The sequence below is a fragment of the Egicoccus sp. AB-alg6-2 genome, from assembly GCF_041821025.1.
Taxonomy (GTDB): Bacteria; Actinomycetota; Nitriliruptoria; order Nitriliruptorales; family Nitriliruptoraceae; genus Egicoccus.
On the sequence record NZ_JBGUAY010000007.1, the window covers coordinates 21,217 to 39,047 of the forward strand.

General features: G+C 71.9%; 24 protein-coding genes. 23 read left to right on the top strand and 1 reads right to left on the bottom strand.

The features are described 5' to 3' along the window. The first annotated feature begins 14 nt into the window (after positions 1 to 14). The 15 genes from fliS (at position 15) to ACERMF_RS13780 (ending at position 11,307) form a co-directional block, all read left to right on the top strand. Positions 15 to 422: a flagellar export chaperone FliS gene (gene fliS / locus ACERMF_RS13710; protein WP_373669674.1), complete on the top strand. Its 408-nt coding sequence runs from the start codon at positions 15 to 17 to the stop codon at positions 420 to 422. Beyond that, positions 419 to 709 (top strand): hypothetical protein, encoded by a 291-nt coding sequence (locus ACERMF_RS13715; protein WP_373669675.1) that lies wholly within the window; start codon positions 419 to 421, stop codon positions 707 to 709. Before fliS ends, ACERMF_RS13715 begins: the two co-directional genes overlap by 4 nt. Before the next feature lie 196 nt (positions 710 to 905). Continuing rightward, the gene (locus ACERMF_RS13720) at positions 906 to 1,253 is read left to right on the top strand and encodes a flagellar basal body rod protein FlgB (protein WP_373669676.1); all 348 of its coding nucleotides are present in this window, start codon (positions 906 to 908) and stop codon (positions 1,251 to 1,253) included. Continuing rightward, a complete protein-coding gene (locus tag ACERMF_RS13725) occupies positions 1,250 to 1,660 on the top strand; it encodes a flagellar basal body rod protein FlgC (RefSeq protein ID WP_373669677.1) in 411 nt (136 codons plus the stop codon). The genes ACERMF_RS13720 and ACERMF_RS13725 overlap by 4 nt, the downstream gene beginning before the upstream one ends. After that, positions 1,660 to 1,965 carry a flagellar hook-basal body complex protein FliE gene (locus tag ACERMF_RS13730; protein ID WP_373669678.1) on the top strand — a complete coding sequence of 102 codons (306 nt, stop codon included), beginning with the start codon at positions 1,660 to 1,662 and terminating at the stop codon, positions 1,963 to 1,965. The genes ACERMF_RS13725 and ACERMF_RS13730 overlap by 1 nt, the downstream gene beginning before the upstream one ends. A gap of 57 nt (positions 1,966 to 2,022) precedes the next feature. Next, complete coding sequence (gene fliF / locus ACERMF_RS13735; RefSeq protein WP_373669679.1) at positions 2,023 to 3,519, top strand: flagellar basal-body MS-ring/collar protein FliF; 1,497 nt, start codon at positions 2,023 to 2,025, stop codon at positions 3,517 to 3,519. Next, positions 3,516 to 4,520, top strand: coding sequence for a flagellar motor switch protein FliG (gene fliG / locus ACERMF_RS13740; protein WP_373669680.1), 1,005 nt, complete (start codon positions 3,516 to 3,518; stop codon positions 4,518 to 4,520). Before fliF ends, fliG begins: the two co-directional genes overlap by 4 nt. Beyond that, complete coding sequence (locus ACERMF_RS13745; protein WP_373669681.1) at positions 4,513 to 5,097, top strand: hypothetical protein; 585 nt, start codon at positions 4,513 to 4,515, stop codon at positions 5,095 to 5,097. Before fliG ends, ACERMF_RS13745 begins: the two co-directional genes overlap by 8 nt. Continuing rightward, complete coding sequence (locus ACERMF_RS13750; RefSeq protein ID WP_373669682.1) at positions 5,094 to 6,392, top strand: FliI/YscN family ATPase; 1,299 nt, start codon at positions 5,094 to 5,096, stop codon at positions 6,390 to 6,392. The genes ACERMF_RS13745 and ACERMF_RS13750 overlap by 4 nt, the downstream gene beginning before the upstream one ends. After that, complete coding sequence (locus ACERMF_RS13755) at positions 6,389 to 6,811, top strand: hypothetical protein (RefSeq protein ID WP_373669683.1); 423 nt, start codon at positions 6,389 to 6,391, stop codon at positions 6,809 to 6,811. Before ACERMF_RS13750 ends, ACERMF_RS13755 begins: the two co-directional genes overlap by 4 nt. After that, positions 6,808 to 7,467 carry a lytic transglycosylase domain-containing protein gene (locus tag ACERMF_RS13760; RefSeq protein WP_373669684.1) on the top strand — a complete coding sequence of 220 codons (660 nt, stop codon included), beginning with the start codon at positions 6,808 to 6,810 and terminating at the stop codon, positions 7,465 to 7,467. The genes ACERMF_RS13755 and ACERMF_RS13760 overlap by 4 nt, the downstream gene beginning before the upstream one ends. Next, complete coding sequence (locus ACERMF_RS13765; protein ID WP_373669685.1) at positions 7,464 to 8,642, top strand: hypothetical protein; 1,179 nt, start codon at positions 7,464 to 7,466, stop codon at positions 8,640 to 8,642. Before ACERMF_RS13760 ends, ACERMF_RS13765 begins: the two co-directional genes overlap by 4 nt. Before the next feature lie 12 nt (positions 8,643 to 8,654). Then, positions 8,655 to 9,098: a flagellar hook assembly protein FlgD gene (locus ACERMF_RS13770; protein ID WP_373669686.1), complete on the top strand. Its 444-nt coding sequence runs from the start codon at positions 8,655 to 8,657 to the stop codon at positions 9,096 to 9,098. 26 nt (positions 9,099 to 9,124) lie between these two features. Then, on the top strand, positions 9,125 to 9,919 hold the full coding sequence (gene flgF, locus ACERMF_RS13775; RefSeq protein WP_373669687.1) for a flagellar basal-body rod protein FlgF: 795 nt from the start codon (positions 9,125 to 9,127) through the stop codon (positions 9,917 to 9,919). 182 nt (positions 9,920 to 10,101) lie between these two features. Next, entirely contained in the window at positions 10,102 to 11,307 is a 1,206-nt protein-coding gene (locus ACERMF_RS13780) for an S-layer homology domain-containing protein (RefSeq protein ID WP_373669688.1), read from the top strand. 84 nt (positions 11,308 to 11,391) lie between these two features. Here the strand turns inward: ACERMF_RS13780 and ACERMF_RS13785 are convergent, their stop codons facing one another. After that, on the bottom strand, positions 11,392 to 12,657 hold the full coding sequence (locus tag ACERMF_RS13785; protein ID WP_373669689.1) for an EAL and HDOD domain-containing protein: 1,266 nt from the start codon (positions 12,655 to 12,657) through the stop codon (positions 11,392 to 11,394). Positions 12,658 to 12,858: 201 nt separating this feature from the next. Here ACERMF_RS13785 and ACERMF_RS13790 point away from each other — a divergent pair, with 201 nt between their 5' ends. The 8 genes from ACERMF_RS13790 (at position 12,859) to fliP (ending at position 17,830) form a co-directional block, all read left to right on the top strand. Next, positions 12,859 to 13,101 (top strand): flagellar FlbD family protein, encoded by a 243-nt coding sequence (locus tag ACERMF_RS13790; RefSeq protein ID WP_373669690.1) that lies wholly within the window; start codon positions 12,859 to 12,861, stop codon positions 13,099 to 13,101. Position 13,102: 1 nt separating this feature from the next. Further along, on the top strand, positions 13,103 to 13,906 hold the full coding sequence (locus ACERMF_RS13795; RefSeq protein ID WP_373669691.1) for a motility protein A: 804 nt from the start codon (positions 13,103 to 13,105) through the stop codon (positions 13,904 to 13,906). Further along, positions 13,906 to 14,676 carry a flagellar motor protein MotB gene (locus ACERMF_RS13800; RefSeq protein WP_373669692.1) on the top strand — a complete coding sequence of 257 codons (771 nt, stop codon included), beginning with the start codon at positions 13,906 to 13,908 and terminating at the stop codon, positions 14,674 to 14,676. The genes ACERMF_RS13795 and ACERMF_RS13800 overlap by 1 nt, the downstream gene beginning before the upstream one ends. Beyond that, positions 14,673 to 15,128, top strand: a complete 456-nt coding sequence (gene fliL, locus ACERMF_RS13805) for a flagellar basal body-associated protein FliL (protein WP_373669693.1) — start codon at positions 14,673 to 14,675, stop codon at positions 15,126 to 15,128. The genes ACERMF_RS13800 and fliL overlap by 4 nt, the downstream gene beginning before the upstream one ends. A gap of 102 nt (positions 15,129 to 15,230) precedes the next feature. Then, positions 15,231 to 16,190, top strand: coding sequence for a flagellar motor switch protein FliM (locus ACERMF_RS13810; protein WP_373669694.1), 960 nt, complete (start codon positions 15,231 to 15,233; stop codon positions 16,188 to 16,190). Further along, positions 16,187 to 16,498, top strand: a complete 312-nt coding sequence (fliN, locus tag ACERMF_RS13815) for a flagellar motor switch protein FliN (protein WP_373669695.1) — start codon at positions 16,187 to 16,189, stop codon at positions 16,496 to 16,498. Before ACERMF_RS13810 ends, fliN begins: the two co-directional genes overlap by 4 nt. Beyond that, a complete protein-coding gene (locus tag ACERMF_RS13820) occupies positions 16,495 to 16,989 on the top strand; it encodes a flagellar biosynthetic protein FliO (protein ID WP_373669696.1) in 495 nt (164 codons plus the stop codon). The genes fliN and ACERMF_RS13820 overlap by 4 nt, the downstream gene beginning before the upstream one ends. After that, a complete protein-coding gene (gene fliP, locus ACERMF_RS13825; protein WP_373669697.1) occupies positions 16,970 to 17,830 on the top strand; it encodes a flagellar type III secretion system pore protein FliP in 861 nt (286 codons plus the stop codon). Before ACERMF_RS13820 ends, fliP begins: the two co-directional genes overlap by 20 nt. Position 17,831 lies beyond the last annotated feature (1 nt).

Sequence of the window (17,831 nt, forward strand, 5' to 3'; positions counted from 1 at the left end):
CCAAGGACGGTCACATGTACGCACACCAGCAGCAGTACTACCGCCAGCAGGAGGCGCAGACCGCCTCGCCGGCCCAGCTCGTGCTCATGCTCTACAACGGCGCGCTCGCCGAGGTCGCCCGGGCGGGCCGTGGCCTGGCCGCGACGCCGATCGACATCGAGGACGTCAACGACTGCCTGGGTCGTGCGCAGGCGATCGTGACCGAGCTCGCCGTCACCCTCGACCGGGAGCGTGGGGGAGCGGTCGCCGCCAACCTCGCGGCCTTGTACGACTTCTGCCTCGACCGGCTGATCACGGCCAACGTCGCCAAGACCGCCGAGGGCCTGTCGGACGTCACCGACGTCCTCACCGGTCTGCGTGACGCCTGGGAGCAGGCGTGCGTCAACGCCCAACCCGTCCCGGCGCCCGTGGTGGTCGGATGAGTGCGCCCGTCACGGGGAGCGCCTGGCTTCAGGTGCTCGAACAGCTCGAAGCCGACATCGCCGAGTACGACATCGCCCTCGCGGGCGGCGAGCTCGTGCCGGTACAGACCTGGGTTCCCCCGCGCGACCTCGGTCCGCTCCCGGACGAACTGCAACCGCGCGCGCAGCGACTGGCGGTGCACCTCGCGGGACTCCAGTCGCGTACCCGGGACCGACTCGGGGAACTGAGCGCGCAGCTCAACGACGTGGACCGGCGTCGCCGCGCCGGCACCGCCTACGCCGGCTGACCGCGCTGCAGAACCGCAAACGACGGACCCGACAAGACCCGGCGACAGAGCCATCGCACCGAGACCGCGACCGCACTGCTTACGTGTCACAGAGAGTGGCCGACAGACCACTGTGACAATTCGGTACGGATACCAGACTCGGCTCAAGGAGGAGGCGTTTGCCTCCTCCTTTTGCGTTGTCTCGAAGAGGTCTGCCATGTGGGACGTGACGACGACCGCGGCGCTCCGCGCGCTCGACGGCCTCGCGCTGCGTGGAACCGTGCGCGCGAACAACATCGCCAACTCGGAGACGCCGAACTTCCGCGCCGGCACCGTCGACTTCGAGACCTCGCTGCGTGACGCGCTGCGGCGGCGAGACCCGGCCAGCGCGGGTGCGCCGCAGGTGACGGCCTCGCCGAGCATCGTCGACGCCCGCGGTAACAGCGTCGACATGGAGACCGAGCTGATCGGGTCCATGAAGGACGGACTGCACCGCGACGCCATGATCACGGCGTTCAACTACAAGACCGGCCAGCTGCGCGTCGCGATGGGCGGCCGCCGATGAGCTTCTCGTCGATGAACATCGGGCGCACCGGCGTTGGCTTCGCCCACAACTGGCTCGACGCGATCGCCCACAACATCGCCAACGCCAACACCGAGACCACGCCCGGCCAGGAGCCGTTCCGCGCCCTGCAGCTGGTCGCCCGCCCGCTCGGCGGCGGACCCTTCGCCAGCACCGGCTCGGGGGTGTACGTGGCTCAGCAGGTCCGTGCCGGCGGCGACCCCGCCCTGGCCTACGACCCGGCCAACCCGCTGGCGGACGCCGACGGGATGGTCGCCAAGCCGGTCGTCGAACTCGGCTCGCAGATGGTCGACATGATGATCGCGCAGCGGTCCTACCAGGCCAACCTCCGCACCGTCGAGTCCGCGAAGGAGGCCTACCAGGCCGCCCTCCGCCTCGGAGGCCAGTGATGTCGATCCCGCCGATCTCCAGCCCGCTTCCCATCGCGCCGCTGCCCCCGACGGGCGGTGCCGGCGCCGCGGGTGCCGCCGCCGCCCCCGGCTTCGGCGAGGCGCTCGGCAAGGGCCTGCAGCAGGTCTCGTCGCTCGAGCACAAGGCCGACGCCCTCGTCGAGGACATCGCGAGCGGCGGCCCGACCCGCATCCACGAGGTCATGGCGGCCACCAGCCAGGCCGGCCTCGCCGTCGACATGTTGGTCCAGGTCCGCGACCGCGCCCTCGAGGCCTACCAGGAAGTCATGCGCCTGCAGGTCTGACCCGACCTGCCCCGCCGGCCTCACCACCCCACCACCTGACACAGGACTGAACGCCACGTGGAGCTCAAGGACCGCCTGAACGGCCTGATGCGCTCGCTGCCGCCCGCGCAGCGGGTCGGCATCGTCGTGGCCATCGTCGTCCTGGTCATGGCCGCGGTGCCCTTCATGCGCTGGGTCACCACGCCCAGCTACGCGTTGCTGTTCGCCGGCCTCGAGGACAAGGAGCTGTCCGAGGTCGTCAACGAGCTCGAGACCCGCGGCGTGCCCTACCAGCTCGACGGCGCCCGGGTGCTCGTCCCGCAGCAGCAGCTCCACCGCGTCCGCGCCGACCTCGCCTCGTCCGGCGTCAGCGGCACCCCGACCGTCCCGGGCTACGAACTGCTCGACAACCAGGCACTGGGCGTCTCCGACTTCCGTCAGCGCGTCGACCTGCAGCGTGCCGTCGAGGGCGAGCTCTCACGCACCCTCGGCGCCATGGACGGGATCGACAGCGCCACGGTCCGGCTGGTCATCCCGGAGGAGTCGCTGTTCACCGAACAGCGCGAACCGGCCTCCGCCAGCGTGCTCATCCGCGCGGCACGTCCGCTCAACAGCAACCAGATCGAAGCCGTCACCCTGCTGGTCTCGTCGGCGGTCGAAGGCCTGTCGCCGGACCAGGTGACCGTCGCCGACACCGCCGGCAACGTCCTGCACGCACCCGGCGACGGCGTCATCGGCGGCGTCAGCGACCGTCAGCAGCGCCTGACCCGCGAGTTCGAGTCGGCCCTCAACGCCGACCTGCAGGGACTGGTGCAACGCGCGACCGGTTTCCCGGCCTCCGTCTCGGTCCGGGCCGCGCTCAACTTCGACGAGTCCGAGATCCAGACCGAGACCTTCGACGCCGACGGCACGCCGCTGCGCAACTCGACCAGCACCGAGCAGTTCGAGGGCGAGGGCGCACCGGTCGGCGGTGTCACCGGTGTCGACGGCGGCCCGCTGCCCACCGGCAACGGCCCCAGCACCTACACGCGTGAGGACACCAGCACGGAGTTCGGCGTCGGGCGCACCACCACCCGCACCGTCCAGGCCCCGGGCAACGTCGAGGACATCTCGGTCGCGCTGGTGGTCGAGAACGGCGCCGAGGTCACCGACGCTCAGCTGCGCGAGCTGGTCGGTGCCGCCGCCGGCATCGCCGTCCCGCTGCGCGCCGACGCGATCGCCATCACCCGGGTCGCCAGTCCGCCCGACGTGCTCGACCCGGTCGAGGAGGTCGAGCCCGGCCTGATGAGCAAGCTCGAGAGCTACCTCGCCATGGGCCTGATCGTCCTGATCGCGATCATGCTGTTCCTCATGAGTCGTCGCAACAAGAAGGACAAGGCGGAGAAGCCGGTCGAGAAGGTCGTGCCCGCCAAGGTCCGTCCCGCCCCGGCGTCGCTCGAGGACGCCCTCGACGCCGAGCCGCTGCCCACCGGTCCGCGCATCCAGGACGAGGTGGCAGCGCTGGTCGAACGTCAGCCCGATGAGATCGCCTCGCTGCTGCGCGGCTGGCTCGCGGACCGGAGGGCGGGGGTATGAGCACCACCGCCATGGTCCTCGGCCGCGCCCAGAAGGCCGCCGCCGTCCTGGTCTCGGTCGGTCCCGACCGTGCCGCCCGGGTCCTCGAGCACCTGACCGAGGACGAGGTCGAGCAGCTCGCCGTCGAGGTGGCGCAGCTCGGCGAGATCGGTCCGATGCAGCTCGAGTCGATCCTGACCGAGTTCCGCAACGAGGCCATCGCCCGCGAGGCGCTGATCACCGGTGGAGAGCAGCACGCCCGCGACATGCTGCGCTCCCGCTACGGCGCCGACGCCGACGAGATCGTCGACCGGCTGCTGGCCACGACCCAGGCGACCCCGTTCCACTTCCTGCGCATGCACGAGCCGACCGAGATCCTCCAGCACCTGCGCGAGGAGAGCCCCCAGACCCTTGCGGTCGTCCTCGCCCACCTGCCGGCCCGGCTCGGCGCCGCACTGATGAGCGGCTTCGACGCCCCCGTCCAGGTCGCGGTCGCGACCCGGCTCGCCACCCTCGAACGCGCCGACGAGGACGTCGTGCGCCGTATCGAGGACGCCCTGAAGCTGCGCCTCGGCGAGGTCCGGCGTCGCAGCGGCCGCCGTGACGGGGTCAAGGAGCTCGCCGATCTGCTCAACCAGAGCGACCGTGCCACCGAGCGCGCCATCATGGCCGAACTCGAGACGACCGATCCCGCGCTCGCCGAACGCGTCCGCGCGCTGATGTTCGTCTTCGAGGACCTCGTCACGCTCGAGGACCGGGCCCTGCAGGAACTGCTGCGCCAGGTCGAGCCGCAGATGCTGGCGACCTCGCTCAAGGGGGTGTCCGGCGAACTGCAGGACGCGCTGATGCGCAACCTCTCCGAGCGTGCCCGCACCACGGTCACCGAGGAGATGGACCTGATGGGTCAGGTCCGCCTGCGCGACGTCGAGGCGGCGCAGACCAACATCGTGCGGATGGTCTACGAGCTGGAGAAGGAAGGGCTCATCACCATGGGCCGCGGCGCGGAGGAATTCGTTGGCTGAACTCCTCCGCGTGGCCGTCGCCGACGACGTGCGCACGCTCGCCGCCCCGAGCCCCGTGCTCGACCCGGCCACCGCCGTGGTGGTTGAGCAGGCCGCCGCCGCCGCCCGTGCCCAGGGGCGGGCCGAAGGCGAGGCCGCGGGCCGTCGCACCGCGACCGATGCCGCCATGCAACTCGGCGGCCGCCTCGACGCGCTGCTGCAGGAACTGCTGACCCAGCGTGCCGCCGCCCGTGCCGCGGACCTCGAGCTCGCCGCCCGGCTCGCGGCCGCCGTGCTGGATGCGACGCCGCCGACGTCGGCGCTGCACCTCCTCGACCGTGTCCGCGACGCCGCTGCCGTGTTGGACGACGACCCGCTCGAGGTCCGCCTGCACCCCGACGACGAGGCCGCGATCGCCTCCGCGCCGCGCGACCCCCGTCTGCACCTGGTCGCCGACCCCTCCGTGGCGCCCGGCGACGCCGTTCTCACCGGCGCCTGGGGTGGTGCGGAACTGACCCGCGCCGCCATGCTGGACGCTGCCGTCGCACTGCACGCCGAAGGCCTGACCGCCGGCGACACCACCGGGGGGACGCGATGAGCGCCCTGCTGCGTGCCGTCAGCCGTGGATCGGTGTCCCGTGTCGTCGGCACCGAGGTGGAATTGCGTGGTCTGCGCCTCGCCGTCGGTGACGCCGTCGACCTCGAGGCACGTGGCGAGGTCCGCGTCGGCGAGGTCGTCGCCGTCGACGACCACGCCGCCCGCGCCCTGCTCCTGGGCGACACCAGCGGCATCGCCCGCGGTGACGTCGTCCGGCCGCGCCCCGGTCCGCTGACCTCACCGGTCGGCGAGGCGCTGCTGGGCAGGATCGTCGACGCCCTCGGTCGCCCGCTGGACGGCAAGGGACCGATCGACGCGCCCCAGCGCTCCGTCGACGCCGCGCCACCCCACGCCCTGGCCCGCCAACGGGTCGAGGAACCCCTCGACACCGGGGTGAAGCTGATCGACACCCTGTGCACCGTCGGTCGCGGCCAGCGGATGGGGCTGTTCGCCGGCTCCGGCGTCGGCAAGTCGACGCTGCTGGCCATGATGGTCCGCGGCACGACCGCCTCGCGGTCGGTGATCGCCCTGGTCGGCGAACGCGGCCGTGAGGTGCGCGAGTTCGTCGAGGACGTGCTCGGCCCCGAAGGGCTCGCCCGCAGCGTCGTGGTGGTCGCCACCTCCGACGAACCGGCGCTGCTGCGCCTGCGTGCCGCCTTCCTCGCCACCCGGATCGCCGAGGAGTTCGCCGACGCCGGCAACGACGTCCTGCTCACGGTCGACTCGCTGACCCGCCTGGCGACCGCGCAGCGCGAGGTCGGGCTCGCCGCCGGCGAGCCGCCCACCTCGAAGGGATACCCACCGTCGGTGTTCGCGCTGCTGCCACGCCTGCTGGAGCGTTCCGGCCCGCTCGAGCGCGGCACCATCACCGCCTTCTACACCGTGCTGGTCGAAGGTGGCGACCACGACGAGCCGATCGCCGACGCGGCCCGCTCCATCCTGGACGGCCACCTCGTCCTCGACCGGTCCCTGACCACCGCCGGGAGGTTCCCGGCCATCGACCCGCTCGCCAGCCTGAGCCGGCTCGCCACCACGGTGACGACGCCGCAACAGCAGGCGGACGCCCTGACGCTGCGGCGCTCGCTCGCCGCCGCCGAGCGTGTCCGCGACCTCGTCGAGGTGGGCGCCTACGTCCCCGGTACCGACCGGGTGGCAGATGCAGCACTGTCGATGATGGACGACATCGTCGACTTCCTGACCCAGCCATCACAGGACGTGGTGGCTTCGACCGACGCATGGATGCGGATCGCCGAGCTCGCGGGACGACTGCGGGCAGCCCAGGAGATGGCGGCGTGAAGCGTGACCGAATGAAGGTCGTCCTGCAGGTCCGTGAGGGCCTCGAGCGGCGACGTCTGGCCGAACAGGCGGCAGCGGACCTGCAGCTGCGCCTGTCCACCGAACGGCGCGGCGAGGCCGTCGCGGCCCGCGACGAACGCGCCGCCCCCACGGCGGTGCGCAGCGCCGAGGAGCTGCAACAGCACCGCGTCGGCAACGTGGCACTCGAGGACGCCGTCGAGCGCGCCCGCGAACGCGAGCGGCAGTCCCGCCGCGAGGCCGAGATCGCCCAGCAACGCCGGGTCGACGCCGCGATCGCCCGCCGTAGCGCGGAGCGGCTGGCCGAGCGCCGCCAAGCCGAAGCGGCTACGCGGGCCAGCCGCATCGCCGAGACCCAGCTGGACGCGGTCGCCCTCGAGACCTGGCGTCGCCGCGCATGATCGCGACCGTCGGAGCGAGCGGGATGGTCGACGTCCAGGCCCGCATCGCCGCCATCCAGGGTCGCATGCAGCCCTTCGTGCCGTCGCCCGTCGTCGTCGCGCCCGCCGCGACCGAGACGGCGGCACGGCCCGCGTCGTTCTCGGACGCGCTGGCCTCGACCGTCGCGGTGGCCCGGCCGGTCCCCACAGCGGGTGGTGCGGTCGCCACCGCACCGGCCGGGGCGCCGGCGGGTCTACCGCCCGCCGACGGGGCGTGGGCGGAGCGGCTGCCTGCCGCCGGCCGGCCCTGGGCCGGAGCGATCCAGCAGGCGGCCACCGAGGCCGGCGTCGACCCGGCACTGCTCGCGGCGCTCGTCCGGCACGAATCGAACTTCGACCCCGCCGTGCGCTCCCACGCGGGCGCGATCGGCCTCGCCCAGCTGATGCCGGGCACCGCTGCTGGCCTGGGCGTCGACCCGACGGACCCGATGGACAACCTGCGCGGCGGCGCCCGGTACCTCAAGCAGCAGCTGGACCGGTTCGGCTCGGCCGAACTCGCGCTGGCGGCCTACAACGCCGGCCCCAACCGGGTCGCCGAGGCCGGCGGGATCCCCCGCATCAGCGAGACACAGAACTACGTACGGCGCGTGATCGCGACCTGGGAGCAACTACGGTGATCAACCTCAACACGGCGGCCGGACCGGCCGCCACGGGCCTGACCGGCCCTCAGGCCGACGCGGCCGCCGGGGATTTCCTCGCCGTGCTCGCCGCGCTGGTCACCGACGCCACCAGCGCCGTCGGGCCCGACGGCACCGGCGTGCTCTTGCCCGGCTCGCCGTTGCTGGAGCGCGACAGCGCGCCGGTCACCGGTACCGACGAAGCGGCGCCAGGCCCGTCGGGTTCGCCGCTCGCCGCTGCCCCCGCCGACGCCGAGGCCGATGCATACGAGCACGTTCCGGCCTGGCCGACGCTGCAGGCACTGGCGGCCATGTGCACGCGGCCGACGGCCGACACCGACCCGGCCACGCCCGTCCTCGACGAAGCTCCGGTGACCACGGCGCCGGCCACCGTCTCGACGCCCCGGCCCATCGCCCCGGCCGCGGTCGCGCTGGCGACAGGGGACCCGGTCGCCACCACGACCGAAGGTGAGCTCGACCACGCCGTCGAAACCTCGGACGATCCGTCGCCGGCAGGAGACGAGCCGCCCGCCATGGGCGCCCCCGCCCAGCGGCTGCCGGCCAACGCCCGGGCGCTCGGCCTCGAACGGCACGCGAACGAGCGGGCCGTCACCGAGACCGCGGAGCCCAGGCCTGCGGCAGCCGTCGATGGCGGCCGTCCGATGATCGACGCGCCGGAGGTCCGACGTCCCGAGATGGCGGCCCGCCAGGTACGCATCGACGCCGGGACCGAATCCGTCACCGAGACCATGACGCAGGTGGAGCCCGGCGAGCCGGGGGAGAGCGAGCGCACCGCGCCGACCTCGACCGCCGCCGGCATCTCCCGCGTGCTGGACGCCCTCGAACAGCTCGAGCTCGCGCCACCGCCGCGCCGCGTGACGCTGGAGCTCGGTGACGTGCGCGTCCGCTTGTCGCTGGAGGACGGGGCGGTGCGCATGCACCTGCTCGGTGAGCAGCGCGACGAGCAGGGCCGCGAGTTCCTGCGGGCGGCCAACGAGGCGCTGCGCGAGCGCGGGTTCTCCCTCGCCGACCAGGGCCGTGGGCACGCGCGCGACGGCGCACCCGGACAGCAGCGGCCCGACCTGGCACCACCGCGCCCCGAGCGCGGGACCGCCCGGATCAACCGTCCGGTCGACACGACCACCGCCGGGGTCCGCTCCGGCATCCACCTGTAGAGGGGGCGCACGATGACGACCATCTCCAGTGGCGCAGGGATCGGCGCCACCGCCGGTCTGCCGACCGGTGACGGCGCACTTTCCGCCCTCGGCGGCATGGGCAGCGGCGGGTTCCTCGAGTTGATGGTGGCGCAGCTGCGTTACCAGAACCCGATGGCCCCGTCCGACCCCAGCGCCATGATGATGCAGACGGCGCAGCTGGCCCAGCTCGACGCCATCCAACAGCTCGCATCCCTCCAACGTCGCGACCTCGGCCTGCAGAACGCCGTGGCTGCCGCGGGGCTGGTGGGAACCACGGTCAACGCACTCGCCACGGATGGCGGCACGGTGCAGGGCGTCGTCGACGCCGTTCGCTACACGACGCTGGGTCCGGTCCTGGACATCGGGGGGCAGGAGGTCCCCTTCGACCACGTCACCGAGATCCGCAAGCCCGATGCCCCGATCACCGACGCCTGACCACCAGGCGAGACAAAGGCCGCACCATGCTCCGCTCGATGTTCTCCGCCGTCTCCGGACTGCGCTCGCACCAGACCATGATGGACGTGACGGGTAACAACGTCGCCAACGTCAACACCGCCGGCTACAAGGCCGTGCGGACCACCTTCCAGGAGACCCTCACCCAGGTCGTCCGCGGCGGCGGCGCCGGCGGCGCCGACAACGGCGGCGTCAACCCGATGCAGCTCGGTCTGGGTTCGTCGGTCGCCGCGACGGACCTGATCTTCACCCAGGGCGCGTCGCAGGTCACCGGCCGCGCCACCGACGTGGCCATCCAGGGCGACGGGTTCTTCGTGGTCCAGGATGCCGGCGGCAACGACTTCTACACCCGCGCCGGTGCCTTCGGCGTCGACAGCGCCGGCAACCTCGTCACGCCCGAGGGTCTGCGCGTGGTGGGCTCCGACGGAAACCCGATCGTGCTCGGGCAGGGCGCGACCGACATCGCCATCGGCCCCAACGGCGCGATCACGGGCAAGATCAACGGCGTCGGCCAGGAACTGGGACAGATCGCGCTGGCGCGGTTCCCCAACCCCGGTGGTCTGACCCGTGTCGGCAACGGCCTCTACGACGCAGGTGGTGCGGCGGGCGAGGCGATCGTCGGCACGCCCGGCGACGCCAACGGCCTCGGCGGGCTGCAGTCGGGCACGCTGGAGATGTCCAACGTGGACCTGGCGTCGGAGTTCACCAACCTGATCCTCGCCCAGCGCGGTTTCCAGGCCAACTCCCGCACCATCACCGCCAGCGACGAACTGCTGCAGGAACTGGTCAACCTCAAGCGCTGACGACACGGGGTCGCACAACGACCCCGTTCCGGATCCGTACGGCCACACCTCGACGCTCCACCGTCGGGGTGTGGCCGTTTCCGCGTTTCCGGACGGTGTCCCCGAGGAGGTGTCCGTTCGGTTGCGAGTCGGGGGGTGGCTTCCCCACGGTGGAGGGACCGACCCCTGAGAGAGAGGAACACGTGAGGACGAGACGGACGTTCCGTCGCATCGTGACCGTCGTCGCCACCACCTCGGCGTTCGGGCTGCTGTCGCCGGCACTCGGCAGCGCCGACGGTCACGGCTCCACCAACCACCGCGAGGTGCCGAACAACGGCTGCGGGACCGAGACGCCGGTGGCCGCCTTCCCGGACCGCTCGGACGCGTCGTCCGCCCACCAGCGCAACATCGACTGCGTCGCGCACCAGGGCGTCGCGGAGGGCCGTGACGGTCGGTATCACCCCGGGGAACGCGTGACGAGGGCGCAGATGGCCTCGTTCGTCGCCCGGACGCTGGAGGCCGCCGGTGATCGCGACCTCCCGGACGACCCCGAGCAGCGATTCGAGGACACCGACGGCACGGTGCACCAGCACCGCATCGCCCAGCTCGCCGAGGTGGGCATCGTCGAGGGTCGTGACGCGAACCGCTACGAGCCGAACGCGCACGTGACCCGGGCGCAGATGGCCTCGTACGTGCTTCGGGCAGCATCGTGGAACCACACGGGCGACATCGATGCCTACGCGCCAGCGGGGAACGACGCCTACTTCCCCGACGCCGTGGGATCACATCACGCCGACAACATCCGCACGGGCTACGAACTCGCGCTGCTGGACGGGCGCAGTCCCGGCACGTATGCGCCCACCGACGACGTGCACCGCGCCGCGATGGCCACCTTCCTGAGCCGCCTCCTCGACCTCGTGCACCCCGACGCGTACCAGACCAACAACCAGACCTACGTGATGTCGCCCAGCGAACCGGTCGGGACGAGCGCCGGCGAGGAGATCGAGGTCACCGTGCTCGCCAGCCGCGCCGACTACGCCGGCGACGCCGAGCCGGTCCCGGGGCCGGTCCGCCAGGCCCTGCACGTTGCCCTGCTGCCGTGCGACAACGTCGACAGCGACGTTCCGGCGACCTTCGCGGGCGACCAGCTCGCGGCCGGCGTCGGGAGCACGGACCAGGGTCACGCCTACATCCGCGACGTCAACGGCGAGCCCGTCGGCGGTCAGGAAACGCTGGTGCGCGACGTCCCGCCCGAGGACGGTCGTATCACGTTCACGCTGATCGCCGACCAGGCGGACTGCACGGTCGCCGTGGCGTTCGACGACCGCGGCCCACAGGACGAGCTGCGGCTCGACGCGGGCAACCGGCCGGCCCACGCGTTCGGCTTCGTCGTCGCCGAGTGGGGCTGACCAGCGGCCGCCCCGACCACGACGCCGCCGGCAGACGTCGGCGGCGTCGCGTGTGACGGCTCCCGTACGCCGCAGACGCAGCGCCTAGGAACCGGCCAGCGCGGAGGTGCGACCGCCTACGGTCGCAGCCGGTTCCGCGGCGCTGAGGCTGGCGCCGAAACGCAGCCCCTCGAGGTTGGCGGCCGCGAGCTGTTCCTCGCTGAACCCGAGTTCCGTACCGTCCCGCAGGAGCGCGTCCCAGTCGGCGGCCTCGGCCTGCAGCGCGAGCTCGACCAGCGGGCGCAGTGGTCCGAGTCCGGTGGTCAGTGCGGCATGGACGGCGTCGTCCAGCGGCAGCTCGGCGAGCACGGCCGGCGCAACCCGGCCATCGTCGCCCAGCACGGAGAACATGCCGAGCAGGAAGGCGTCGAAGCCGGACGCGGTGCCGCTGGTGTCGGCCAGGTGCTCGCAGAAGCGGGCGCGACCACCCGCGCGGGCGACCACGGCGGTAGCGCCGTCGTCGACCGTGGCGGCCAGCACCAGCAACGAGACCCAGCGACGGACGGCGCGCTCACCCAGCAGCAGCAGGCCGTCGTGGATGGAGGTGACGGGGCGCCAGCCGGCACCGGCACGCAGGACCCGCAGGAACCGGTCGGAGAGAACCACGTCGTCGCGGATCGCGGCCGCGACGGCCCGCAGGTCCACCTCCTCGACGTTCATCGACTGCAGCAGCCGTAGGTGCGCGGACGGCAGCGCCAGCGGCCGGGTGGCACCCATGACCTGCGGTCGGCTGACGTGATAGCCCTGCAACAGCGTCGCGCCGGCGGCGATCGCCCGTCGGACGGTTGCACCGTCCTCGACCTTCTCGGCGAGGACGGTGCAGGTCGACGGCAGCGAGCGGATGAGCTCGAGCGCGTCGAACAGGGGGCAACCCAGCAGGTCGACCTTGACGACGTCGACCTCGTCCACCAGCGCAAGGCGGCGATCGCCGGGGACGACGTCGTCGAGCGCGACGCGGAAGCCCGCGGCGCGCAGCGTGCGGATGGCGGTGAGGATGTCGTCGTCGACCTCGGTGTCCTCGAGCACCTCCAGTACGAGGCCCTCGGGCGGCAGCGCCACGAGCTCCCCGGAGCGGAACAGTTCGGCAGGGATGTTGATCCAGGCGTCGAGCCCCCCGGTCAGCGCCTCGCGGCCGAGCGTCAGCAGGCCGTTCACGATGACCTGCGCCGTCGCGGCCGTGCCGTCGAACGTTGGGCTGGACACGCCGCCCGCGGGCAGGGGACGGTGCAGCAGCTCGTAGCCGACGACCTGGCCGGTCATCGACACGATGGGCTGTCGGGCCACCAGGACCCGACCGAGCACTTCGGACACGTCGCCCCCAACTCCAGATCGATGCAGGAAAGACGGAACTCCCTTGGTGCTGTCGGCCGTACCGGGCCGTACTCGACTGGTCGGCGGGAACACGGTGAACGTCCGGTCGTGGGTGCTTCAGCCGGGCCGCGGGCTGCCGATGAGTCGGAGTGAAGGGCATACGGACATGCCCGTCGTCTGCCAGCACACGGAGGTGCGGCCGTGATCCTCGTGCATCGATTGCGCGGCGAACCCTTGTTCGTCAACGCGGACCTGATCGAATCGATCGAGGCGACCCCGGACACGGTGCTCACCCTGGTCGACGGTCGCCGTGTCTTCGTGGACGACGCTCCCGACGTCGTGGTCGAGCGGATCGTCGCGTTTCGTGCCTCCCTGCTGGTCGCCGCCGATGACCTGCGCTCCGGTGTGCCGACGCTGTCCATCGTGCGCGACGAGGAGCTCTGACGTGGATCCGTTGTTCCTCGGGGGCCTGGTCCTCGCGCTGCTCGGCATCGTCATCGCGACGGTCATGGACGGCAACTCGTTCGCGCCGCTGATCGGTCCGTCCTCGTTCGTGCTCGTGTTCATGGGCGCGCTCGGCGCCGGACTCATGGCCTTCCGCAAGAGCGACGTCGGGACGATCCCGAAGTCGGCGATCAAGGCCATCAAGGGCCAGTCCCTGGACGTCCAGGACACGATCACCCAGCTGGCGCAGCTGGCCGAGGTCGCCCGCCGCGACGGCATGCTCGCGCTCGAGGCGCGCCTGGAGGGGATCGAGGACCGGTTCGTGCGGACCGGCGTCCAGCTGCTGGTCGACGGCGTCGACGAGGAGGTCCTCAAGGAGACCCTCGAGATCGAGATGACCGCCCTCGACGAGCGCCACGGCACCGCGATCAGCTTCTTCAAGGCGCTGGCCGGCTACGCCCCGACCTTCGGCATGGTCGGCACGGTCATCGGCCTGATCAACATGCTCGGCAACCTCAGCGACCCCTCGCAGCTGGGCAAGGGCATGGCGCTCGCACTGCTCACCACCCTCTACGGCGTCATGATCGCCAACCTGGTCTTCAACCCGATGGGTGACCGGCTGCAGCGCATGAACGACCTCGAGCTGGCCGCCATGGACGTGGCCTTGGACGGCATTCTCACCATCCGCAGCGGGGCGAGCCCGCGTGGCGTCATCGAACGGCTGGAGTCGTACCTGCCACCCTCGGAGCGCATCGGCGTGGCGGACCGGCTCAGCGGCGGCAAGCCTGCGGAGGAGGCGGCCTGATGGCGCGCCCCAAGAAGAAGAAGGAGGAGGGCGGCGGTGACCGCTGGCTCGGCACCTACGGCGACATGATCACGTTGCTGCTGGCGTTCTTCGTGATGCTGTACTCGATGTCGACCGTCGACGTGCTCAAGTTCGCGAGCTTCGTGCAGGGCCTGGCGGTCCCGTTCGGCAACAACTCCGCCGAGGGCATGATGCCCGACAACAGCGGCCTGCTTCCGGATCACAACGGCCTCGACGAGCAGCAGCGCGCCGCCATCGACCAGATGGTCGAGACCGTGACCTCGCAACAGGACACCGAGCGTTCGAAGCAGCTCGACGAGATCGCCGAGGCGATGCAGGAGGCGCTGGAGGAGGCCGGGCTCGACGCCCTGGTCGAGCAGCGACGCGAGGCGCGTGGGCTGGTGATCTCGGTGGGGACCGACGACGTGCTGTTCGGACTCGGGTCGACCGAGGTGGGGCCCCAGGGACGCGAGATCCTCGGCGCGATCGCCGACATCCTCGCCGACTTCCCCAACGACGTCATGATCGAGGGCTACACCGACGACCTCCCGCTCGCCAGACCGGGATACGACAACTGGAACCTGTCCACCGACCGCTCCATCGCGGTCCTGAAGCTGATGGTGCAGGAACACGGCCTGTCGCCGGCCAAGATCGGCGCAACGGGGTACGGCGAGTTCCGCCCGCTCGTGCCGAACACGTCGCCGGCGAACCGTGCCAAGAACCGGCGGGTCGACATCGCCGTGCTGCTGACAGAGGAGGAAACGGCATGAGCGAGGCCGTCGTCGTCGAGGTCGAAGAGGAGACCTCGTCCAAGAAGAAGCTGCTGCTGATCGGCGCGGTCGTCGTCGTGCTGGTCGCGGGGGTCGCGGCCTGGTGGCTGTTCCTCAAGCCCGCCGGCGAGGAGGTCGCCGTCGAGCCGGCGGACGGCGCCATCGTCAGCTTCGAGCCCCTGACCACGACGCTGGGTGTGTCCGCGCCCAGCCACGCGCGTGTGACCCTGGCGGTGGTGTTGACCGAGGATGCCGACCCGACCGTCCTCGACGCCCGCAAGGCACTGTTGCAGGACGCGCTGCTGCAGGAGATCGCGACGATGGGCGCCGACCAGCTGCGCAGCGCCGAGGGCTCGGCCCAGTTGCGGGCCGCGCTGACGGAGGACGCCAAGACCATCTGGGGCGAGGACGTGGTCCGACGCGTGGTCCTCACGGAGCTGCTCGTCCAGTGACGCGGTGGTGACGCTGCGTGCCCACATGGTGACGCTCGGCGACACGACTGCTTGACCCTCCCCGGCGTCGGCCGATGGGCCCACGACCCCCGTGGAGGAACCGTGAGCCGAGCCCTGGCCGACGTGTCTACCACGACCGTGACCCCGGTCGACTTCCGTCGGCCCAGCCGCATCAACCGGGACGCGGTCGTGGTGTTCGAGGCTGCGCACGACGCGTTCGTGCGCCGTCTCACCAGCTCGTGGACCAATTCCACCCAGGCGGCGATCGAGATCGAGCACCTCGCCACCGAGCAGCTGTCGGTGGACGACTACGTCAAGACGCTGCCGACCCCGACGCTGCTCGCGAGCGTCCGCGTGGGACCACTCGGCGCGACGGCGCTGCTCGACCTGGACCTGCCACTCGCGCTGCTGCTCGTCGAGCGGTTGCTCGGCGGTCTCGGCGACCCGGCGGAGAGCGCCGTGCCCCGCCGTCCCACCGACCTCGAGACCGACCTCATCGCCAGCGGCCTGCTTGCGCCGGCCGTGCGTGCCATCGACGAGGCACTCACCGACATCGACGGGGAACCGTCCGAGCTGCTCGGCATCGAGACGACGCCACAGCCGATGCAGCTGTCCGCCCCCGGTGAGCTGCTGCTGCTGCTCACCTACCGGGTCGAGATTCGTGGCGACCTGCCGGCGCAGGGCCTGATCAGCATCGGCTACCCGGTCGCCCCCCTCCTCGCCCACCTCGACGAGCTCAGCGGCGGGGGCATCGACGCCGACGACCCCGGCACCGGCCAGGCGGCACGTGGCGCCCTCCTCGACGCGGCGCTCGACCTGCGCGTGCAGCTGGGCGCATCGACGCTGCCGGCGTCGGTCCTCGCCGGACTGCAACCCGGCGACGTGCTCTCCCTCGACCACCCGATCGGCCGCCCGGCCAGCCTCGTCTGCGACGGCCAGGAGCTCGGCAGCGCCCACCTCGGCAAGCGGGGCCGGCGCAGCGCCATCCAGATCGTCCAACCACCCGCCAGCCGCCCTCCCGCGGACCCGTTGTCCGCCATGCCCCAGGAGCTCGTGTCGTGACGCCCGAGACCGCCACCCGCGCCGAACTGCCCGACCTCACCGCCGGAGCGGGACCGGGCGCCCCCGGGGACCTGCACCTGCTCGCCGACGTCGAGCTGACCGTCACCGTCGAACTGGGCCGGGTCCGCCTGCCGCTGCGCGAACTGCTGCGCCTGCAGGAGGGCAGCGTGGTCGAACTCGACCGACTCGCCGGCGCCCCCGTCGACGTGCTCGCCAACGGCACCCCTGTGGCGCGCGGCGACGTGGTCGTCGTCGGTGACGAGCTCGGCGTGAGGATCTCCGAACTGCTCGGACGGGTCGGGGCGTGATCGACTCCCCCCTGATCGGCCTGCTGGTGCTCGCCCTCGTGGCGGCCGCACCGCTGCTGCTGCGCCGCGTGAAGGCGGGCCAGCCCGGCGGCGTCCGCGTGCTCGGACGGACTGCCCTGCACCGCAACGCCGTCGTCGCCGTCGTCGAGGTCGGCAACCGCCGCCTGCTCGTCGGCGCGGGGGAGAAGGGCATCGAAGTACTCACCGAGCTCGAGCCGGACGTCGCCGACGCCGCCACGGGTCCGGTCGCCGAGGACCCCGCGGCCCCCGGCATCGTTCTGTCGGCGCACACGGATGCTGCGCCGACCGACCTCTGCTCGACCGCGGCCACCGAGGAGGCGCTGACGGCGCTCCTCGGCCCTGCCGGATCGACCGTGGAACACGCAGGGCCAGGGATCGGCCTCGTCGACCGTCTTCGTCACCTGACGGTCCGAGTCTCGCAGCCGCAGCGCGGCGCGGGAAGGCCGCTCCGTGCAACGCTCCGCCGCTAGCCGTCCCCGCCGGCTCCGGCGCGGGGTCCGGCTGCTCCCGCTGCTGCTGCTCGTCGGCCTGCTCCTGGCCACCTCGGCCGTGCCCGCCCTCGCGCAGGTCGCCGACCCGGCTCCGCCGAGTGCACCGGTCACGCCGGACGAGCTCGCCGACACCGGCGGCATCGAGGACGCCAGCAGCCTGACCGTCACGCTCGACGACGCCGAGAGCGGCCTGTCGCGCACCGTGACGCTGGTCCTGCTGCTCAGCGTCGCCGCCATGGCGCCGATCCTGCTGCTGCTGATGACCACGTTCACGCGGTTCATCATCGTGCTGAGCCTGATCCGCAACGGGCTCGGGCTCCAGACGGTCCCGCCGGCGCAGGTCCTGCTCGGTCTGGCCGTGTTCCTGACCCTCTTCGCCATGGGTCCGACCTTCTCCGAGGTCAACGAGACCGCCCTGCAGCCGATGCTGGCCGGCGAGATGGACGCGATGGAGGCGGCGACCGTCGGCTACGAGCCGTTCCGCGACTTCATGCTGGCCCAAACCCGCGAGAGCGACCTGCGGATGTTCACCGAGATGGCCGGGAAGGAGGCGCCGGCCAACGTCTCCGAGGTCGGCCCCACCACCCTGATCCCCGCCTTCGTCATCTCCGAGCTGCGCACCGCCTTCACCATCGGCTTCGTGATCTTCGTGCCGTTCCTCATCGTCGACCTGGTCGTCGCCGCGGTCCTGATGTCGCTCGGCATGGTGATGCTCCCGCCGGTGTTCGTGTCCATGCCGCTCAAGCTGCTGCTGTTCGTCCTCGTCGACGGGTGGGCCCTGATCGCCCGCTCGCTCGTGTCGTCCGTGATGGGAGGTTGAG